This window comes from Saccharopolyspora sp. NPDC002376 (assembly GCF_053593195.1).
The window spans coordinates 139,153-157,938 of the sequence record NZ_JBSFBZ010000007.1 but is presented as its reverse complement, the minus strand read 5'-3'; the positions used below and the strand labels follow the sequence as shown (position 1 = coordinate 157,938).

At 67.2% G+C, this 18,786-nt stretch carries 12 protein-coding genes and 3 pseudogenes; 2 read left to right on the top strand and 13 right to left on the bottom strand.

The features are described 5' to 3' along the window. Positions 1-41: 41 nt before the first annotated feature. The 10 genes and pseudogenes from ACWCO2_RS08115 to ACWCO2_RS08070 form a co-directional block, all read right to left on the bottom strand. Positions 42-2,474 carry a tyrosine-type recombinase/integrase gene (locus ACWCO2_RS08115; protein ID WP_450126990.1) on the bottom strand — a complete coding sequence of 811 codons (2,433 nt, stop codon included), beginning with the start codon at positions 2,472-2,474 and terminating at the stop codon, positions 42-44. Next, positions 2,471-3,718 carry a tyrosine-type recombinase/integrase gene (locus ACWCO2_RS08110; RefSeq protein ID WP_450126989.1) on the bottom strand — a complete coding sequence of 416 codons (1,248 nt, stop codon included), beginning with the start codon at positions 3,716-3,718 and terminating at the stop codon, positions 2,471-2,473. The genes ACWCO2_RS08115 and ACWCO2_RS08110 overlap by 4 nt, the downstream gene beginning before the upstream one ends. A 98-nt stretch (positions 3,719-3,816) precedes the next feature. After that, positions 3,817-3,999, bottom strand: a pseudogene (locus ACWCO2_RS08105) (IS110 family transposase); the annotation flags it as partial. An 18-nt stretch (positions 4,000-4,017) separates the two neighbouring features. Beyond that, positions 4,018-5,262 (bottom strand): annotated as a pseudogene (locus tag ACWCO2_RS08100) (IS110 family transposase). Positions 5,263-5,784: 522 nt separating this feature from the next. Then, a pseudogene (locus tag ACWCO2_RS08095) lies at positions 5,785-6,606 on the bottom strand (IS110 family transposase); the annotation flags it as partial. 237 nt (positions 6,607-6,843) lie between these two features. After that, complete coding sequence (locus ACWCO2_RS08090; RefSeq protein ID WP_450126988.1) at positions 6,844-8,091, bottom strand: IS110 family transposase; 1,248 nt, start codon at positions 8,089-8,091, stop codon at positions 6,844-6,846. 562 nt (positions 8,092-8,653) lie between these two features. Then, positions 8,654-10,222, bottom strand: a complete 1,569-nt coding sequence (locus tag ACWCO2_RS08085; RefSeq protein WP_450126987.1) for a flavin-containing monooxygenase — start codon at positions 10,220-10,222, stop codon at positions 8,654-8,656. A gap of 96 nt (positions 10,223-10,318) precedes the next feature. Further along, the gene (locus tag ACWCO2_RS08080; protein ID WP_450126986.1) at positions 10,319-11,530 is read right to left on the bottom strand and encodes a cytochrome P450; all 1,212 of its coding nucleotides are present in this window, start codon (positions 11,528-11,530) and stop codon (positions 10,319-10,321) included. Between the two features lie 67 nt (positions 11,531-11,597). Next, positions 11,598-12,275 (bottom strand): response regulator transcription factor, encoded by a 678-nt coding sequence (locus ACWCO2_RS08075; protein WP_450126985.1) that lies wholly within the window; start codon positions 12,273-12,275, stop codon positions 11,598-11,600. Next, positions 12,272-13,492: a sensor histidine kinase gene (locus ACWCO2_RS08070; protein WP_450126984.1), complete on the bottom strand. Its 1,221-nt coding sequence runs from the start codon at positions 13,490-13,492 to the stop codon at positions 12,272-12,274. The genes ACWCO2_RS08075 and ACWCO2_RS08070 overlap by 4 nt, the downstream gene beginning before the upstream one ends. Positions 13,493-13,656: 164 nt before the next feature. On the opposite strand from ACWCO2_RS08070, the gene ACWCO2_RS08065 reads away from it, so the two are divergent. Both ACWCO2_RS08065 and ACWCO2_RS08060 read left to right on the top strand, forming a co-directional pair. Next, on the top strand, positions 13,657-14,073 hold the full coding sequence (locus ACWCO2_RS08065; RefSeq protein WP_450126983.1) for a DUF6220 domain-containing protein: 417 nt from the start codon (positions 13,657-13,659) through the stop codon (positions 14,071-14,073). Continuing rightward, a complete protein-coding gene (locus ACWCO2_RS08060; RefSeq protein ID WP_450126982.1) occupies positions 14,070-16,007 on the top strand; it encodes a multicopper oxidase family protein in 1,938 nt (645 codons plus the stop codon). The genes ACWCO2_RS08065 and ACWCO2_RS08060 overlap by 4 nt, the downstream gene beginning before the upstream one ends. A 16-nt stretch (positions 16,008-16,023) precedes the next feature. Here ACWCO2_RS08060 and ACWCO2_RS08055 read toward each other — a convergent pair whose 3' ends face one another. The 3 genes from ACWCO2_RS08055 to ACWCO2_RS08045 are packed head-to-tail and all read right to left on the bottom strand — an operon-like array spanning position 16,024 to position 18,717. Then, positions 16,024-16,551 carry a winged helix-turn-helix transcriptional regulator gene (locus ACWCO2_RS08055; RefSeq protein ID WP_450126981.1) on the bottom strand — a complete coding sequence of 176 codons (528 nt, stop codon included), beginning with the start codon at positions 16,549-16,551 and terminating at the stop codon, positions 16,024-16,026. A gap of 2 nt (positions 16,552-16,553) precedes the next feature. Continuing rightward, positions 16,554-17,123, bottom strand: coding sequence for a flavin reductase family protein (locus ACWCO2_RS08050; protein WP_450126980.1), 570 nt, complete (start codon positions 17,121-17,123; stop codon positions 16,554-16,556). Positions 17,124-17,157: 34 nt separating this feature from the next. Next, positions 17,158-18,717, bottom strand: coding sequence for a tryptophan halogenase family protein (locus ACWCO2_RS08045; protein ID WP_450126979.1), 1,560 nt, complete (start codon positions 18,715-18,717; stop codon positions 17,158-17,160). Between the last annotated feature and the right edge of the window lie 69 nt (positions 18,718-18,786).

The window sequence follows — 18,786 nt, the reverse complement described above, 5'->3', positions numbered from 1 at the left end:
TGAGGAATGCCAGGCCCGCGTCAGCGGGCCTGGCATTCGGGTCAGTTCGAGGACGTGCCGATAGTGGAAATCCCGAGCAGGGTAGGACCGTTGCCGCCGTTGGCTTGGGCGCGTTGTGTGCTGCGGTCGAGGCTGACGAGCTTCTTCTTCGCGGCTTCCAGGCTGGTGTTGAGTCCTTGGACTTCGCCGAGCCAGCCGTTGAGCTTGGCTTCCTGGATGCGTTCGCTGAGGTTGTGGATGATCTCGACCAGCCGGCCTCGCTGCTTGGGGTCCATCCTCAGCATGGGACAGCGAACGCAGGCATGTTCGTGCTGGCAGGGGCTTCCGTAGGGACGTCCGCAGGTGCCGAGTTCAAGTTTGCGCTGGTGGAAGTGCTGGTGGAATTCCTGCCACTCGGCGTCGGTGGGTTCGCGGTATTCCTCGACTGGCCAGGTGGCGCGGCGTTTGTCGAGGAAGGCTCGATAGGTGCGGATCAGCTCGTTCTGGAACACCGCCAGGTAGGACTCGGTGGTGCTGATGTGGTGGTGGCCGAGCAGCTTGGCTGCGATGTGCACTGGAAGCCCACCGGTCACGGCCTCGGTGGTGAAGAGCCTCCGAAAGTCATGGGGAAGGTAGTTCAGCGGTTGGCCGGTGTTGTCGGTGATCCCCGCGTGGTCGACCACCTGCTGTAGCAGTCGATAGACACCGTTTTGGCTGATCGGGGTGCTGCGCCCGCTACTTCGCTGCGTCCTGCGTTGAAACAGGTGTGGGAGCGGGGGCCCGTGGATCTTCTCGGTGGGGTCGTAGCGGCTGACGGTAGGGATGTTGCCGCCGTTCTGAGCGCGCAGGCGAGTGATGATCGTTGCTAGGACGCTGGCCAGCTCCGGGCTGATCAGCAGGAGTCGTTCCTCGTTCGACTTCGACGGCACGATCTGCAACAAGGGGACGACTTCGCCGGTGTCTGGCAGCCGATACTGCACCAACGCCAGGTGAGTGAGCTCCAGCAGCTCCTCAATGCGAATCCCTGTGTGCCGCAACGTTTCCACCATCGCCCAGGCCCAGAACGCCTCGTCTTCAGCATGGGTGAGATTCACCAGGGTGCCGGTGTCGAGCTCTTCAGCGAGCACCACCGACACCCCCTCCATCCGGGAGGAGCGCTTGATGATCGGGTTGTACTGGGATCGTCGCCGGAAGCGGACTCCTTCGTGCTCGAACTCTGTCCCGATTGGGGCCTCGCTGGCCTTTTTCAGGAGCACGGCCATGCTTTCGCGGTGGTGTTCAGCAGCGTCGATCAGTCGGGGCAGATGAGGTAGCCGGTCCCGGATCCTCTGATGCATCACCGCTTGAGTGGCCTTCTTCTGTTTGATCATCCCGTCGGTTTCACCACGAGCGATCGGAGATGGCGACGCGAACGGAGCCCAGGAGGCGTCTTCCAACGCCCATGCCTGGACGTCGCTGTAGAACGCCTGCACCGAGATCAAGATGCTGTGGTACTCCTTGCGAGGCGTGGTGCTGCCATCTGGCCTGGTCACGACCCGCAGTCGTTCTTTCCAGGCTGTGGCGACCTCTGCAGGGAGGTGCAGCGAGTCGATCCCAGGGTGGTGTCGTTCGATGTCACCCCAGAAGGTCTTGGCGAGTTTCCTGACGAGCTGCCGGAACGAGCCGTAGTCGAGACCAGGACGGCGCTCGTTGAGGTAGCGAACGAGTAGGTCCCGGATCGGCGTGCAGCGCAGGCCGTAGGAATCGACCAGCTCTGCGGTCGGTCGCTGCCCACGTCGCAGCACCTCCCGCAACGAACCGGTCACTGACAACACGCCTGCGCCTCGAAGCAGTTCCCATGCAGCAGCCACCCCGTGTGCGGTCTTCCCGTAAAGCTGGACCTGGGCTGCACGAAGCTCGAAGAAGTCCCGATCAGTGAGGTCTCTGACGGACTTCCCTGTATGGAGGGTGAGCTTGACGATGATCTTTTTGGCCTCGTGGTGCTGGTAGAGCGTCAAGCCAAGCTCCGACCCGAGCTCATCCAGACGTGCGAACAGAGCGGGATCGAGAACCATCTGCGCCTGATCGAACAGGCTGCACGCCATGAACCGGCTGAAGAACGCATAGCTGGGTCTGATGGCCCGGGCCAACAGCAGGAACCGCAATCCACCAACCATGCCCTCGCGCCAGGTAGAGCGTCCCTCAGCGAGGTTGTCGATCCAGATGAACGTGTCCCCGTCGGCGGCCTCCCAACGGTCCTGCCATCCCTCGCCGTCGTGCTTGGCCAGCCATTCCAGAATCCGCCTTGCCCCGTCAAGGTAGCGAGGGCCCTTCTTGTTGGGCTTGGACTCTGGCCACCCTGGAATGCTTGGCAGCCGTTTGAGAATCGAGGATCTTGAGTCCTTGTCCAGCGCGCCGACAGGGTGTTCGCAAGGGACCTCGTGATGAAAAAACAACGGCTGGTGTGCTCTGTTGGACTGCCGTGTCCCGCTGGGTTCGCGGGTGGTAGTGGTCACAGCATGCCTCCGAAAAGGACGGACAGATCAGCAGCGTCGTAGCCGGTCGCGACCGGTGGAGAGGGCTGGGCAGCACGCTGTTCGCGCTCGGCCAAGTGCTGAGCGACACGCCGGATGACCTGGTCCTGATCTTCGACCAGGTAGGTTTCAGCGGTCGTGGACAGGTGGGTGTGGCCGAGGATCGCCTGGATGTCGCGCAACGACAGGGTGTCGTCTCGGTGCATGCGGATCGCCGCGGTGTGGCGGGCGTCGTGCATGGTGTAGTTCGTCCCGAGCAGGACGTTGGCCCGGCGCAGCACCGCCCGTAGGGCCTCGTAGTTCATCGGCTGCCGTTGCAGCCCGTCGCCGCGGTTCCGACGTCGCAAGGTCCACCACAACGGGTCGTTGGGCTCCAGAGGTGTGCCGAGGTCGGCGAGGTAGAGCCGGAGCCAGACGAACGCATCCGGGCTGGCCGGAAGCCACTGCTCAGCCCCGGTCCCCTTGCGGTAGACCCGGACCTTCTGCTCGCCCCAGTCGACATCGACGGGGCGCATGCCGAGCAGTTCTGCGGCGCGGGCGCCGTTGGACACCGACAACTCCAGCACCGCCCGATCTCGGTTCGACCGCAGGCCGCCGAACAGCTTCTTCCAGTGCTCGTCCGGGATCGCTCGTGGCTGCTGCTTGGGCAGCTTCGGGTTGTAGCGGATCCGGCCTTCCGGACGGAACGGCTCCAGCGGATTATGGTGCGCGTTCGCCCGCCGGCCTGCTCGGTCCAGGGCGACGGGATTGACCAGCGGTCCCTCTCCTCGGTCAATCCAGTAGTCGTAGAAGCTGCGCAGCACTGCGTTGGAATGCCGCACGGTCCTGGCTTCGTAGGCGTCGCCGGGGTTCTTCTTGCGGGTCACCGGATTGATCTGCCCGGCAGTGGCCGCCGACTGCGTACGAGGATGGCGGCGGGGTTTTCGCGTCTGCCGCAGCCAGAGCACGTAGTCACGGACTTCGACCGAGGCCGCCTTGTCCCAGTCCACCTCCACCGCATGCAGCCATCGCCACCAGCGCAGCAGGTCATAGCCGTAGCTGCGCAGGCTCGACGGTGCATGCCCACGCGCCACGAAGTCCCGGAAGTACCAGCGGATCGGGTCTAGGGGCGCCCCGTCGTCGTCGACGACTTGCCATGGCACCGCCTCGTCCACCCGGATCACTCTGCCCCATTGGGGCAGGACGATCCGGGCGACATCCCGTTCGACTTCATCGAACAAGGTCACGCGAACTCCCTTCAGAAAGATCGCGTGACTTCTACCGATCAACGACCAGCTCCCACACTGATCACCCCGGCGTGTCGTCCCGTAGTCCGGTCAACATGTCTGAGTTTGCGGTTGCCGGTGCGGGCGGGGTGTTCGCCGCGGATGCTGCTGCCGGATCGGTGGGTGACCGGTGCGATGCCGGCGTAGGCGGCCAGGTGCGCCGAGCTGGCGAAAACCGAAGCGTCACCGATTTCCAGCAGGATGCGGGCTGCGGTCCTGACCCCGATGCCGGGCATGGAGACCTCCGATCTTGTTAAGGGTCAAGCTGCGGCCTTCTCGCCGGAGGTTGCTGGGTGGCCGAATGCTTTGATCGGGTCGTAGGTTTGGCCGGTCTGCAAGCAGTGGTAGAGCTGGCCGAGCATTCGGTTGAACAGGTGGCGTAGGGCGGCAGCGTGGCGGTCTCCGTTGGCTCGCCGGCGGTCGTAGTGATCCTTGGCTGGACCTGGTCGGGGGATGTTGGCGAAGGCCCAGAGAAAGCCGATGGAGTTGAGCCGGTCGTTTTTGACTAGGCGGCGTGTGATCGAGATGCTGCGGCCGGATGCTCTGGTCACGGGGGCGGATCCCGCGTATGCCTTGAGGGCGCGGGCATCGGTGAAACGGGCGCGGTCGTCACCGATCTCGGCGAGCAGCCGGGCGCCGCTGAGATCACCCAAGCCGGGGAAACTGGTGATGATCTCGTAGTCGGGGTGCAGTTGGAACGCCTCGACCGCGGCCTGGCCGAGCTGCTCGGCGTTGTCGCACTCGGCCGTCAGGGTGGTCAGCAGCGCGGTGGCCTGCCGTCCCATCGCTTCCTCGACCAGCGGCAGTTGCCGGATCTGTGGTTTGCGCAGCGCCTGTTGAATTTCGACGGCCAATGCGTCGATCCCGCGTTGACGGCCGGCTCTGCGCGGCGCGGCGACGATGCGGGTCTTGGACAGCTTCGCTCCGGCGGCTGGGGTCGGGGCGATCGCTAGGATTTCCCGGGCTTCAGGGCTGGCAAGGTTGGTGGCACCGCCGCGGGCAAAAGCGGCGAGGAATCCGGGGTAGTACTCCCGAAGTACTTACCGGAGTTCCTGTGTGGCCTTGGTGCGGCGCCAGATCGCGTCTTGGGCCGCTCGGGCGAGCACGGCAATGGCGCGGGCGAGCTCGGTGTCGGCGGGCAGCGCGCGGTGAGCATGTGCATCAGTGCGCAGGATGTTGGCCAGCGTCATCGCGTCGATGTGATCGGACTTCTTCCGGGACACCGAGTGACGCTCGCGGTAACGGGCCACGGCCATCGGGTTGATCGCGTAAATCGCCCGGCCCGTCTCCCGCAGAGCTGCGACCAGCAATCCGCGAGGCGTCTCGATTGCAACCGGGATCGGATCCTCGGGGTTATCGCCGGCTTCGGCCAGGAGTGCGAGTAGCTCAGTGAACCCTTCGGCGGACTCGCCGATGCGGCGCTTGGCTACCAGTGCTCCATCGGTGTCGACCAGGGCGACGTCGTGATGGTCCTCAGCCCAGTCGATCCCGCAGAATACGTTCAACTTGCCTGCCTTCCGTCAGCGTTGTTCAGGCTGGTCATAGCCCTGGCGAGAACGCGCGGCGCCCTAATAACGAGGCTCTGTGGCCTTCCCTCCGATTGAGCCGTTCGCGATCCCAGCGATCCGGGCGGTTCCGGTCTTCTCGTCAGAGCTCGCAAGGCTCCCGGTTAGCGAGGGATCCACCGCACGGACGGGCTCGAACCACGAGCAACATCGTTGATCAGGCAGGTGATGGTGGTCCGACCGCCCCTGACGGTGCCCATCTCGATGAAGGACTCGAACGTCCGTGGTCAGGACAAGGCGTGCCGCCAGGAGCGGAAGGAACCACCGTCACCCAACGTGTTCTGCCGTCAGCGCTGTCTTAGTGAGAGGGCTCGCAGCCCTAGGTATCGTCAGGCGTCAGCAGAACACGAGCTGGGGTGAACGACCCGAGCGGACCGCAGTGCCGTTCTCATGAGAGGCCTCAGCGGTCGTGTTGGTTCGAGGCTTCCTGAAGTCCCGCCTCGGGCCGTTCGGGTGTTATTAGGTCAGGACCTCGGCAAGAGGGTGCGCATCAAGTATCCCCTCGGCCTCGGCGGCGAGTGCTTTCCGTTGTTCCAGCACGGTTTTCAGGCTCTCGGCCAGTCGCGGCAGCACCATGTCGGCTGCAGCGGCGCCGGGAACCACGACGGTCTGCTCGGCCAGGGCCGCTTGCAGGTCGTCAACGAGTCGCTGGCCCATGCGGGGCGCGTTTTTGGTCGCGATCGAGATCAGTTTGCGGCGGCTGGTGTTGGCCAGGCCGATCGGGCCGCCGCAGCGGGCCAGGAGTTCCAGCACCGCGGAGTGGGTGACGCGAGGTCCCAGGGCGCGTTCGAGGGCCGGGTGGATGCCGGTGAGCAGGCCGCGGATGCGGTTGCTGATCCGGGTGGCCTCAGCGGCCAGGTCGTCATCGAACCCGATCAGCACGCCGAGTTCGGCCAGCGCATCGTCACCGACGTCGACCTGCCGCAGGGTGTGGGGCAAGGTGCGGGCGGCATCAGCGATCACGAAGGCATCGCGGGCGTCGGTTTTGGCGTTGCCCGGGTAGAGATCGGCGATGCGACGCATGGCCAGGCCGGGCAGGTAGGCGACCTGGTGCCCGCAGGCCCGGGCGAGGGCGACCGGCAACGCGCCGATCGTGGCCGGTTGATCGACCACGACCAGCAGTGGTCCGTGGGCGGCGAGCTTGTCGAACAGTGCTCGCAGTTTCGGTTCGCTGTTGGGCAACGGCCCGTCGTGCAGGCGTTTCCCGGCGGGGTCCAGGCCCACGGCATGGTGCTCGCCCTTGCCGACATCCAGGCCGAGGAACACGCCGTATGTGCTGGTCATCGACCATGTCCTTCGTGTCGAGGTTGCTGGTCACCAGTCAGGCACCGACGGCCGGCAGCCACGTTACGACGAGACCTACCCCGCGGGCGGCCATGTCTCTATTAGCGGTCCACCGATGCCACCAGGCCCGGTGACCCCCCCGGATCATCCGTTCGACTGGGGGACAAAGTCATGCCAGGCCTGGCGACCAGGGCTCTTGATCAGAGCCACGAAAAAGACCTCCGATCTTGCTAACCGTCAAGCAGCGGCCGGTTTGGCGGGTGTTGTGCGCGGCGGGAGGAAGGCTTTGGCCTCGTCGTAGGTCTCGCCCGTTTGCAGGCAGTGGTAAAGCTGGCCGAGCATCCGGTTGAACAGGTGACGCAAGGCCGTGGAGTGACGGTCACCGTGGTCTCGTCGTCGCCGGTAGTGGGCTTTGGCGGGTTCGCAGTGCGTGGAGGCGATGAACGCCCACAGCCAGCCGACGGCGGCCAACCGGTCGTTCTTGATCCGCCGGTAGGTGATGGAGATCGACCGACCAGAAGCCCTGGTCACGGGCGCGGACCCGGCGTATGCCTTGAGCGCGCGAGCATCGGCGAAGCGGGACCGGTCATCGCCGATCTCGGCCAGCAGACGTGCTCCAGTGGAGTCCGCGAGCCCGGGAAAGCTGGTGATGATCCCGTAATCGGGGTGCTGACGGAACGCCTCAGCAGCGGCCTCGCCGAGTTCGTCAGCACCGATGCAGGCGGCGTTCAACGTGACCAGCAGGGCGAGGACCTGGCGGCCGAAGGCTTCCTCCACCAGCGACGGTTGGTGGAGCTGCTGCTTGCGAAGTTGCTCTTTGATCTCGGCGGCGGTCTGGTCGATGTTGCGGCTGCGGCCGGCGCGGCGCAGCGCGGCGGCGATGCGAGCCTTCGACAGCTTCGCCGCGGCTGCAGGAGTCGGCACGATCGCCAGGATTTCGCGGGCTTCAGGGGTGGCGAGGTTCGTCGCCGACTTGCCGGCGAAGGCATCCAGGAAAGTCGGGTAGTACTCCCTCAGCACCGAACGCAGCTCGTTGCTTGCCTTGGTGCGGCGCCAGATCGCGTCCTGCTGGGCTCTCGCGAGCACGGCGATGGCCTGCGCCAGGTCGCTGTCAGCCGGGACCCGGCGGTGCATGTGGGCATCGACCCGCAGGATGTTCGCCAAGGTCATGGCGTCGGCGTGGTCGGACTTGGTTCGGGCAACCGAGTAGCGCTCCCGGTAGCGGGCTACCGCCATCGGGTTGATCGCGAAAACGGGACGACCGGTGGCGCGCAGCGCGGCGACCAGCAGGCCGCGTGGTGTCTCGATCGCGACCGGTATCGGGTTTTCGTCAGTGTCACCAAGTTCGGCGAGTAGCTCTGTCAGTTCGGCGAAGCCATCGACATCCTCGTTGATGCGTTTCTTGGCTTTGAGCGCGCCTTCGGCGTCGACCACGGCCAGGTCGTGATGGCCTTCCGCCCAGTCGATCCCGCAGAACAGTTTCAACCCGATACCTCCAGTCGGCCGTATCCCTACTGGTCAGAGACCCAGCGAGAACGCGCAGCGCCCTAATGACGAGGCTCGATGGCCTTCCCTCCGATGAGCTGTTCGCGATCCCAGCGACCCGCACGGCGACCAGTCTTCGCGTCAGAGCTCGAAGGCTCCCGAAAAACAAGGCATCCACCGTGCGGGCGGGCTCGAACCACGTACACCAACCTGGTCTCGCAAGATCGCGGTGGTGGCCCGACACGCCGTGCCTGCCGGTCTTGCAGGAGGGCTCGAAGCCCCCGAGGTGCTCAGGCATGACATCAACGCACCAGGCCACCGCCGCACGGCACCACATCGTCGACCGGTCTGGCGTGAGGACTCAGAGTCCCGAAACGGGCCAGGCGTCCGCGCGATGCCGAGCTGGGAACGACTCACTGGGACCGAGCTGCCGCTCTTTTTCGAGACCTCGAACGGGTCAGGTAACAGGGAGGCTTCACCCAACCTCAGCGGGCCGTTCGGAAGTCATTAGGTAACGGGGGGCAGGTCGGGCGCAGCTGCGCGAGCGGCGCCCGCCCGTTCGTCAGTAGGTCGGATCCCGCTTCATCAGGCCCATCGCGGTCAGTACGCGGGAAACGCCGATGAGCACGGCCCCGAAGACGATCTCGGGAGTCGTAAACCCCGACGGCAGGCTCAGGACGGTCCGCCGCGCTGCCGCGTGATCGCTGTGCGGACCGAACAACCGGTAGACGGTGGGTACTTGCGAGCCGCACCACAACCGGAAGGCCAACCGAGGATCCCGGAGGAGGGCCCGGCGCCACGGCGAGCACCCCAGCACCTCCGCGAAATCGATCATGTAGTTGTTGTAGTGCACCAGCGTCCGCACCCCGGGGTTACCGAAGAAGACCTCGTCCTCGTAGGCCGTTTGCCGCGCGGTGAGCGCTTTGAGCCGCGCGGGCGTCGGCAGCTTCTTCTTGCCGCTGCACAGCAGGGCGAAGTAGCGGCTCTGCATTTCGGAGCACGCCGGAACCCCACCAGCGGCGGGCCGGGCCCAGCCAATGAAGACGATGCCGGTGCCCAGATCCGGGTGGATCATGTGCTTGTACATCGTGCGCACGTCGTCGACGCGCACGTCCTTGAGGATGTCGAAGTCCTCGACGTAGCCCGTGTTCAGGACGATCGTGTCGATCTGCTCCAGCTGACCGTCCTTGAACAGCACGTGGTCCGCGCCGATCCGCTCGATGCCCGCCGAGTTGACCGTCAGCGTGCCGTCGACGACGCGGTGCAGAAACGATTCGTTCTTGGTCAGGAAGTGGTTGAAGAAGTGCCTGTTCTTCGAGTTCCAGTCGGCCACCGCCTTGCCCGCGGCCGACTTGCCGTGCTTGCGGCCCAGCTTTGCCTGCACCCGTTGGACGGCGCTGGCGGCCCGCAGGGGCACCGAGTTCAGCATGTATGTCGTATAGGTGTCGTTGGTGTGCCCGCGGCCTCCCGGGTACCGGGCGACGACCGGTTGGTGGCGGCGCACCGACAACGTGCAACTCTGCGCGACCCGGGCGACTTCGTTCGCGACGTCCGATCCGGTCTCCCCGATCCCCACGCAGAGCACCCGCAGACCGCGGAACCGCTCGGGGTTCCGGTAGTAGGCCGAGTGCACGATCTCTCCGGCGAAGTCGTCCTGCCCCGGCAGCTCGAGGTAGTTCGGGACCCGGTGGGTGCCGGTGGAGACGACCACCGCGTCGAAGCGGTGCACGGCCCTGGCCGCGGGATCGTCCACCGGTGCGACCTCGACGGCGTAGCCGCCGCGCTCGTCCTTCGCCACGCTCAACACGTCCATCCGGTAGCGGATGGTGGGGCCGATGCCGAACTCCGCCGCGAAATCCCGGAGGTACTGCCGGTATTCGCTTGCAGTCCAGTACCGCCGCTCCTGGTGCTCCGGCGGCGGGAAGCTGGAGAAGGCCATCATGTAGTTGGAGATGGTGAGCAACGTCGAATCGTAGTGCCCGGGTTCGTCCGGGCCGGCTCCCGAGCGGAACACCCCACCGAGATCGGCGCTGCGTTCGAAGCAGGTCACTGAATGATCTTCGGCCAGCAGTTCTTTCGCCGCAACCAGGCCGGACGGGCCTGCACCGATGACGCAGACATTTTTTCTCATCGTTACCTCGGGACTTCGGGAGTGCGATCTCGGACGTGGTTTCGTTCCGCCGTGACGGGACCCGCTCCTGTGTGGACGCCACGGGCAGGGGGCGCGTCAGGTGCGTTCGAAGTGCACCGGCAGGCTTTCGTAGCCGGTGAGGAAGGTCGAGTAGATGGGTCGGGGCGCGCCGCGCAGCTCCATCCGCCCGACCCCGGCGACCAGGGCGTTCAGCAGCGCCCGCAGTTCGGCTCGGCCGAGGAAGGCGCCCAGGCAGTAGTGCGGGCCGCGGCCGAACGCGAGGTGCTTGTTGGGGGAGCGGGCCAGGGTGAACCGGCGCGGTTCGTGGAACACCGACTCGTCGTTGTTGGCCGAGACGTTCCACAACGTGACGATGTCGCCGCTGCGCACCTCGTGCCCGCACAGGTCGAGATCCCGGACAGCGGTGCGAGCCAAGTGGATCCCCGGTGTCGCCCAGCGGAGGGCTTCCTCCACCGCCGACTCGAAGGAGACCGCACCGTCCTGCAGCGCGCGCCACTGGGCCGGGTGCTCGATCAGCGCCAGCACCGCGCAGATCGCCGATATCCGGGACGTTTCGTCGCCGCCGAGGATGAGGCTGTAGCAGTTGACCGCGAGTTCTTCGACGGTGAGCTGACGACCTTCGACCGTCGCGGTCGCGAGCATGCTGATGACGTCGCTGCCGGGGTTCGCCCGCCGTTCCTCGGCCAGTTCCACGAAGTAGAGGATGATCTCGTTGCGTGCGCTGAGCGCATCGAGCTCGCTGCCGTCGGCGTGGTCCGACGAGAGCGCCATCTTGTTCCACCGCAACAGCTCTCCGCGGTCCGCGTCCGGGATGGACAGCAGATCGCAGATCGTGCTCATCGGGATCTGCTCGGCTACCTCGGCGGCGAAGTCGAACGAGTCCAGCCCGACGACGGAGGAGATCAGCTCGGTGGTGCGCCGCTCGACCTTCTCGACGACCTCGCCGAGAACGCGAGGGGTGAAGGCGCTCCACAGGAGAGCGCGCAGGTTCCGGTGCCGCTCGCCATCGGTGACCGCCAGCATGCTCCCGCCCGCGGAGTCGTCGCCGCGCAGGACGACGTCGAGGACATTGCCGCGGGCGGAGCTCAGGGCTTCGTGGTGGTAGAGCGACTGGATGTCGCAATACCGCGACACCACCCAGAAACCGGGATACCGGTCGGTGGGCTCGTGCCAGAAGACGGGGTGTTCCGCGCGCACTGCCCGCCAGAACTCGTGGATGTCGTTCTCGACGAAGGTGGCCGGATCGGTGAGGTCCAGGGAACGAACACCGAGAGCGGACTGACTCATCGGCCGATCGTGACAGCTGCCCGTCGACCGCGGCCGAACTCTTGCCGGTTCCTTTCCGCTGGTGTCCCTACTCGGTGAACTGGCTGAGGCCGGTCTGGTAGGCGATCGCGACCAGCTGTGCTCGGTCGCGCGCACCCAGCTTCCCCATCGTGCGGCTGACGTGCGTGCGCGCGGTCGCCGGGCTGAGGAACAACGCGGCACCGATCTCGTCGTTGCTCATGCCCTGCCCGACCAGGGTGAGCACTTCGCGTTCGCGGACGGTCAGCACTGCGAGCCGGTCCTCGCCGGACTTGGCGGCCCGGCGCTGCGTGGTGAAGTGGTCGATGAGGCGGCGGGTGATCCGCGGCGCGAGCAGCGCGTCGCCGGCCGCGATCACCCGGATGGCGTGCAGGAGTTCGGCCGGGCCCGCGTCCTTGAGCAGGAAACCGCTGGCTCCCGCCTGCAGAGCTTCGAAGACGTTCTCGTCGGTGTCGTAGGTGGTGAGGATGAGGATCTTGACCTGCTCCAGCCCGTCGGTCTCGGCGATCTGGCGGGTGGCGAGGATCCCGTCCAGCCCCGGCATGCGGATGTCCATGAGGACCACGTCGGGGCGGGTGGCGCGGGACAGCTCAACCGCCTCCGCGCCGTTGGTGGCCTCACCGACCACCGCGATGTCGTCCTCCAGGTCGAGCAGGACTTTGAACCCGGACCGGACCAGTCGTTCGTCGTCGGCGAGCAGCACCTCGATCTGCGGCGTCGAGTTCACGAGCGCGCCCCGACCGAGGCGAGCGGCAGCAGGGCCGTGACCTCGAAACCGCCACCGGGGCGCGACTTCGCGTCGAAATCGCCGCCGAGCAGCCGGCAGCGCTCACGCATCCCGACGATCCCGCGGCCGGTCGACGCTCCGCGGGCTGGGGCGGGTGCGGTGTCGCGGCGCCCCTCGTCGACCACCCGGATCCGCAGGGCGTCGATGCTGGGTTCGAGCGCCACCGTCACCCGCGTCGGGCCGACGTGGCGGATCACGTTGGTGATCGATTCCTGCACGATGCGGTACGCGACGCTGCCGACCGCGCTCGGCAGCGGCGTGACCGGCGAGGCCTGTTCGACGGCGATGTCGAGCCCGGCCTCGCGGGCCTTGCCGGTGAGCTCGTGGATCTGGTCGAGGCCGGGAGAGGGTTCGCGGTCGTCGCCTTCGCGCAGCACGCCGAGGATGGTGCGCATCTCGCGCAGCGCTCGCGAACTGGTCTGCTCGATGGTGCGCAGCGCTTCGCGGGCCTGTTCCGGTCGTTTGTCGAGCACGTGCGCGGTGACCCCGGACTGCACGTTGATGATGGCGATGGCGTGCGCCACGGTGTCGTGGACTTCGCGGGCGATGCGCAGCCGTTCGGCATCGACGCGGGCCCTGGCCTCCTCCTCGCGGGAGCGTTCCGCAAGTTCCGCCCGTTCCTGCGCGTCGGCCGCGATCACCCGGCGGGACCGGACGGACTCGCCGAGCGTCATGCTGATCACCGCCCCGCCGATCCGGACGAACACCCAGCCGATGGCCACGCTCGGCTCGACGTCCGCCCCGGCGACCAGCCAGCCGACGGAGAGCACGGTGGTCCCGGCAGCGGCGATCAGCAGTGACCGGCGCCCGTCGCCGTAGGTGGCAAGCGTGTACATGGCGACAAACAGGCCGAGACAGGCCAACCCTTCGGGGAAGCCGAGGGAGAAGTAGATCAGGCTCACCAGACCGGTGATCGCGAACACCAACACCGGGTACCGGCGGCGGGCAATGACGACCAGGCCGCTCACGATCAGCAGGGCGAGGCCCGCGTATCCGAGGTCCGAGATCGGCCTGGCGGCGGGCTGGGGTGCGCCGTAGTCCGCGACGCTCAGGATCTGGATCATCGTGACCAGCAGCGCTAGCAGGACGTCCACGAGCCAGGCCGGGAGACGCGAGAACCAAGCAGCCGGCTGTCGCGCGATCTCCCGCAGGTTCATACCGAGATCGTAGGGCATCGGCGGGGCTTTCCACCGCCGTTCGGGAGCGCGAACGGCTACGACGATCAACGTAATCGAGCGCACGGCGCATACGCGCATTCACGTAGTCGCCGCCACTCGTCGCCGGACGCGGTGCACGCCGGGTCGGCGCGACGATCAACGGCATGAGAAAAGTCTTCACCGGTTTGGCGGCCCTTCTGCTGCTCGCCGTCCTCGTGCAGTTCTACCTGGCGGCTAGCGGCGCGTTCGACAGTGCGCCCACCGAAGAGGCCTTCCAGCCGCATCGCGTGCTGGGCAATGCGATTCTCGTCCTCGCGGTCATCGTCGTGATCGGCGCCGTCGCTGCGCGGATGCCGGGACGGCTCATTGGGATGGCGGGTCTGGTCGCCGGGTTGGTGCTCCTCCAGTCGGTGATCCGGGAAGTGGCCAAATCCTTCGGCGAGGGATCGAGCGCGGGCCACTTCATCTTCGGACTGCACGCGCTCAACGGGCTGGCCATCATTGGTGTGATCGGGATGATCGTGCGACAGTCGCAGCGGATTTCGTGGCAACCGGCCGAATCGAAGCAACTGGTGCCATGACGACGACCGCCTGGATCGTCCTGGACCACGCCATCGCGCTGTTGAGCGTCATCGCGTGGTTCGCAGCGGGTATCACCACGGCGCAGCGGCGCGCCAGGACAGCCTTCGTTCTCCTGGGTGCGGGACTGCTGGTGACGGTGACCCGGGTGGCTTCGGTGGCGGTGCTGGCCGGTCGCGGGTGGTGGTTCGTGCAGGAGAAGGTGTTGCTCGGGCTCCCGATGCTCGCGGTGGCGGCGTTGGCCGCCGCGGTGATCGCCGGGCCCCGGCTGTGCGCGCAAGCCGCAGGTGCTCGGGAAATCGCTGGTACCGCAAGCGTCACCGCGCTGTTCACCGCGGCTTTCGCCGCGCTGGCGGGATTTGTGGTGACCTTCCTTGCCGGATACCCGCTGACCCTGGCGACCGCGCTGATCACGATCGCGCTCGTGGTCGCCGGCGCGTTGCTGACCGTCCGAGTGGTGGCGACACCGACCTCGGTCGAACAACCGGCTCGGCCGGAGGTTTCGCGCCGCCGCTTCCTCGGCGTCGCCGGTGGCGTGGTCGTGGTCGGTGCGACCGGTGCCGGCGCCGGATTGTCGGTGCGGCCGGGAGAAGCGGTGACCGACGGGGGCGGGCCAGGTCCGGCTTCGCGCGCGGCCGTGTCGGTGACGGACCTGCGGGGCCCCGACGCGCCTACGCCGGGCGGGGTTCGGCGCGAACACGTGCTGACCGCGCGGAAAGCCGCTGTCCGCCTGGAATCCGGACGCGACTTCGATGCGTGGACCTTCGACGGCACGCTGCCCGGCCCGCCGATCACGGCGATCCGCGGCGATCTCATCGAGGTGAAACTGGTCAACCACGACATCGACGGCGGGGTGACCCTGCACTGGCACGGCTACGACGTGCCGTGCGGGGAGGACGGTGTGGACGGCGTCACCCAGGACGTCGTGCCCCCCGGCGGCGAGTTCGTCTACCGGTTTCGCGCCGACCAGGTCGGAACCTACTGGTACCACACGCATTACGCGTCGCACCTGGGCGTGCGCCGGGGGCTCTACGGCGCCCTCGTCGTGAAACCCCAGGAGGACACCAAACAGTTGGATCTCACCCTGCCCGTGCACACCTTCGACGGCACCGCCACGATCACCGGCGCCGAACACATCGCACCAGCGGGCACCGAAGTCCGGCTGCGGCTGATCAACACCGACTCCGATCCGCACCGGTTCGCGCTGGCGGGCACGCCGTTCCGGGTGGTCGCCGTCGACGGTCGCGACCTCGAGCAGCCTGGCGAGCTCAGCCAGACCAGACTGCGCCTGCCCGCAGCCGGGCGCTACGACCTGGTGTTCACCATGCCGAGCACCCCTGTGGCGCTGGTGCTCGACGACCGCGTCGACGCGGTGTGGTTGCGGCCCCAGGCCGGTGCGCCCGACGGTGATCGGGCCGCGCAGGACGTCGCCGGATGGCCCGAACTCGACCTGCTGACCTACGGAAAGCCGGTCCCCGTCGCGTTGCGCACCGCCGCTGCCGACCGGCACTTCACCCTGGTCCTCGACCGCGGCGTGGCGATGGTCGACGGCTCACCGGCGTACGCGCAAACCGTCAACGGCCGCGGCCACCCGTCGATCCCCGACCAGCTCGTCGTCGAAGGCGACGTCGTCCGGTTCACCGTGGTCAACCGGAGCCTGGAAACCCACCCCTGGCACCTGCACGGTCATCCGGTGCTGGTGCTGTCCCGGGACGGGCAACCGGCATCGGGCAGTCCGCTGTGGGTCGACACCTTCGACGTCCAGCCCGGTGAGGTGTGGGAGGTCGTGTTCCGGGCGTCGAACCCGGGCATCTGGATGAACCACTGCCACAACCTGCCGCACGCCCACCAGGGGATGATGCTGCGACTGCGCTACGACGGCGTCACCACCCCGTTCGGCGGTATGCACGCGGTCGGGGAGAGCCACCATGGCTGACGCGTACCACGGAACGTCACTGCTGCGCGATCGTCGGGTAGCGGTCGATGAGCGCGTCGCTCGCCCTCGGGCCGCACGCGAAAACGTGATCGGCGGTGTCGATGGGTCGGCCGGTCCGGCGGTCGACCACGACCGGATCGACCGCCGCACCGGTGTTCACGTCGACCAGGACGAGACTGCGCTCCTCCTGGGCCAGGCGGTGGTTCCCGTACGCCGCCATCACCAGGACGAGCGGGCGCAGTGCCCGGCCGAGATCGGTGGGCCGGTACTCGCGGTCCCCGGAATCGGCGGTGCGGTCCGCGGTTTCCAGCAGGCCCCTCGCCACCAGGTCGGCGATCCGCTCCCGCAGCACGTCGGCGGGCAGCGCCAGGTTCAGGCGGATCGACCCGAACCGGGTGTGGCCCTCGAAGACCTCATGCAGGATCTCCAAAGTCCACCAGTGGCCGACGATTCCGACCGTGCGCGCCAGCGGGCAATCGGGAACTCGCGCCCCGGGTCCGGCCGACTGCCCGCGGGCCTCGGTATTCACCTGTTCGCCGGGCACCGTCAGCTCCACCGCGTCGGTGGGGGAGCTTGTTCTCGCCCGCCCGCGTCATCGGTCAGCGACCAGTACCGCCGCATCCCGTACAGCAGCGGGTTCGACGACCGGATCGCCGGTGCCCGCACCTGGAGCACCTCCCCGAAGACCACGACGTGGTCCCCGACGGGCAACGTCCCGCTGACCCGGCAGTCGGCGATCGCGCGGGCGGCCTCGACCAGGTGCGGCACCCCGGAGTTCGGTTCCCGGATCCATTCGACCTGCTCGAACCGGTCCGGTGCCCCGGAGGCGAACAGCTCCGCCGCCGGTTCGGCCCGGTCGTGCAGCAGGTTGACGGCGAACGCCGACACCTGGAGCAGCGCCGCCAAGGTCGGACTGCCCGTGCGTAAGCACACCAGCAGCGTCGGCGGTTGCAGCGCGACGCTGCACATCGACGAGCAGGTCATCCCCCACGGTCGGCCGTGGGGTTCCGCGGTCGTCACGATGGCGACCCCGGCAGGATGCGCTGCCATCAGGGAGCGGAACTGCGCCTTGTCGACCGGGGCCCGTGCCACCGCGCCGGTCAGGGGATCGGGCATGGCCGGCCACCTCCTAGCCGCGCGGCATCGGCGATCACGAGCGCATCCCATGCAGGTGCGCCACGTAGTCGTAGTGGCTGGGCAGCCGTTCGACCAGCGACTTGGCCTGGTCGCGGATGAGGCGCAGCTCCTTGGTCGCGGCGATGTCATCCATCAGCGCCAGGCCGGGCAGCGAGCGGGTCTCGAGACCACCGAGGCCCAGAAGCATCGCGGCGTAGGAGTAAGGCTCAAACCCGTGGTAGTAGGGGAAGACGGTGTCCGGGTCGGGCAGTTTCGCCTGCCACTGCTCGATCCGCGCGGCCAGTGCGTCGGGCAGCTCGCGGGTCTTGGCATCCCACCAGTACTGGTTGTCGTTGCGCTTGGCGGCGTAGTAGTGCAGCGCGAGGAACTCCCGCACCCCGTCCATGACATTGGCGACCTGCCGGTTGTAGGACTTGCGCAATCGGTCGTCGTCCGGGCCGCCGGGGAAGTGCTTGACCAGCTGCTCGACCGCGTTCTGGATGAAGAAGATGCCCGTCGACTCCAGCGGCTCGACGAACCCGCTGGACAGGCCGATCGCCACGCAGTTGTTCACCCAGGAGTTCTCGCTGCGGCCGATCCGCATCCGGATGTGGTTGGCGGACACGTCGTCCGCGGCGGGGCCCACGTACGCGCGCAGCGTGCGTTCGGCCTCCTCCGGGATGCAGTAATCGCTGGCGTAGACGTAGCCGGTGCCGATCCGGCCGAACAGCGGGATCGTCCAGATCCAGCCCGCGGCCTGCGCGCTCGCCCTGGTGTACGGGCCGAACCCGTGCTGGGCGGCGTCCACCGGAACCCGCAGCGCGACCGCCCGGTCGTTGGGCAGGGTGTCCTGGTAGGACACGAAGGGCACGTCGAGGCGTTGGTTGATCAGCAACCCACGGAATCCCGTGCAGTCGATGAAAAGATCGCCGGCCAGGTCGCCGTTCTCGGCGGTGCGCACGTGCTTGATGTCACCGCGGTCGTCCACAGTGGTCTCAACGACGTCGTCGAGCACATGCCGGACACCGCGATCGGTGCCGTATCGGGTGAGCAGCCTGGCCAGCAGCGCCGCGTCGAACTGGTACGCGTAGGGGAACTGGGTGGTCTGCTCGGCCATCGTGGACCGGACCGCCCGGTCCGACCCGTCCTCGACGAGATCGCGCTCCATCAAGGTGCCCTCGAAGAACCTCGGCGAACGCTCGGCCTCGCAGAGCGCGGCGATCACCGAGCAGTCCTGGTCGAAGTCCGCGCTGGGCCGCTTGTGCAGCCACCAGTCGGTGAGGGACACGCCCTCCACGATCCGCGGCCGTTCGAAGGGGTGGTAGAAGTGGTGCCCCTCGGCCCGCCAGTTGTCGAAGCGGATCGCCAACTTGTAGGTGGCGTGGCACTCCGCCATCCAGTCGGTCTCCTCGAGCCCGAGGTAGGCGAAGAAGTGGCGGATCGTGCTGAAGGACGCCTCGCCGACGCCGATCGTCGGCACGTTCTTGGACTCGACGAGTGTTACCGAGAGCCGCTCGCCGAAAGCCGCTTTCAAGTAGGACGCGGTCATCCAGCCCGCGGTCCCGCCCCCGACGATGACAACGCTCCTTGCCATGATCTCACTCCTCCTCGGACTGACCCGACTTCTGGGAAGAACTCGTGCACTGCCGCTTTCGGCTCACCG

Coding starts and splice junctions, on each gene's coding strand:
- ACWCO2_RS08085 (WP_450126987.1), bottom strand. CDS start 10,222: ATGAGAAAAAATGTCTGCGTCATCGGTGCAGGCCCGTCCGGCCTGGTT.
- ACWCO2_RS08080 (WP_450126986.1), bottom strand. CDS start 11,530: ATGAGTCAGTCCGCTCTCGGTGTTCGTTCCCTGGACCTCACCGATCCG.
- ACWCO2_RS08070 (WP_450126984.1), bottom strand. CDS start 13,492: ATGAACCTGCGGGAGATCGCGCGACAGCCGGCTGCTTGGTTCTCGCGT.
- ACWCO2_RS08065 (WP_450126983.1), top strand. CDS start 13,657: ATGAGAAAAGTCTTCACCGGTTTGGCGGCCCTTCTGCTGCTCGCCGTC.
- ACWCO2_RS08060 (WP_450126982.1), top strand. CDS start 14,070: ATGACGACGACCGCCTGGATCGTCCTGGACCACGCCATCGCGCTGTTG.
- ACWCO2_RS08050 (WP_450126980.1), bottom strand. CDS start 17,123: ATGCCCGATCCCCTGACCGGCGCGGTGGCACGGGCCCCGGTCGACAAG.
- ACWCO2_RS08045 (WP_450126979.1), bottom strand. CDS start 18,717: ATGGCAAGGAGCGTTGTCATCGTCGGGGGCGGGACCGCGGGCTGGATG.